The organism is Streptococcus suis (assembly GCF_046032115.1).
In the GTDB taxonomy this organism is placed as follows: domain Bacteria; phylum Bacillota; class Bacilli; order Lactobacillales; family Streptococcaceae; genus Streptococcus; species Streptococcus suis_AJ.
Genome location: NZ_JARQOZ010000080.1, coordinates 1 through 1086 on the forward strand (window position 1 = coordinate 1; position 1086 = coordinate 1086).

Consider the following 1086-nt stretch of genomic DNA (forward strand, 5'->3'; position numbering starts at 1 on the left):
CTCGGCTACTTGGTGATTTGAAAACCGTCCACAAGCCAGAAATCATCTTTGAAGCAACAGGCGTCTATTCTCGTCGTCTTCAAGCTTTTCTGGATGAACATAGCTACGCTTATACGCGACTTAATCCCTTAGAAGCCAAGAAGCAACTGGATAGCTTGCGTGTGCGAAAAACAGATCAAATTGACGCTGAAAAACTGGCTCAATCTCAGTTTGTACTGAATCGTAAACCGACGTATGTTCAAGAAGAAGTCTATCAAGATCTGCGAGATCTCAGTCGATTCTATCAGAACTTAACCGAGGACATCGTTCGAGCTAAAAATCGTCTGCACAAGGTCTTACAAGTAACTTTTCCTGAATTGGAAACTATCTTATCAACACCATCTGGCGAACAATACTGGAACCTGGTCATAACCTTTCCTTGCAAGGACTTCGTGCTTAAGTTAAGCAAGGATGAACTCTCAAAGAGCATCCGTCTGTCCACTTCAAAACGGATTTCTGACAAGCGTGTTGCTTACTTAGCAGAGAAGCTGACAGCACTAGCTAATCAATCTTATTGTGCCGTTAAGAAAACCTCTCCGGTCATGGAAGAGGTGCGTTACTATGCAAAAGAATTACTTAGACTTTTTGAACAGAGACAAACTGTCTTAGACAAAATGGTTACTCTAGCTAAGCCTTTACCAGAGTATGACATTCTGCTTTCTATTCCTGGAATAGCTGAGACGACTGCAACAAGTATTATTGGTGAACTGGGAGATATTCGCCGTTTTCAGTCTGCTAATCAAATCAATGCCTTTATCGGTATTGACCTGAGACACTATGAATCTGGAAACTTCCTCGCTAAGGAGCACATTACCAAGCGTGGCAATCCCTACGCTAGAAAGATTCTGTTCAAGTGCATTCACAATATCGCTTCAGCTAGTCACACCAATCCTTGCCATATCGCAGACTTTTATGAGAAACGAAAAAGACAATCGCAAACGACTTCAACCAAGCCACACACGATTGCCTCCATACATCGTCTCATTCGGACAATGTATTACCTCATAACGCATAACAAACTTTACGATTATATTTCAACCCAAAATC

1 protein-coding gene is annotated in these 1086 nt (G+C 41.8%); it reads left to right on the top strand.

The window, feature by feature from the left end; genetic code table 11:
* The coding region (locus P7J36_RS11560) for an IS110 family RNA-guided transposase (protein WP_408562454.1) at positions 1–1086 on the top strand (1086 nt) is incomplete at both ends.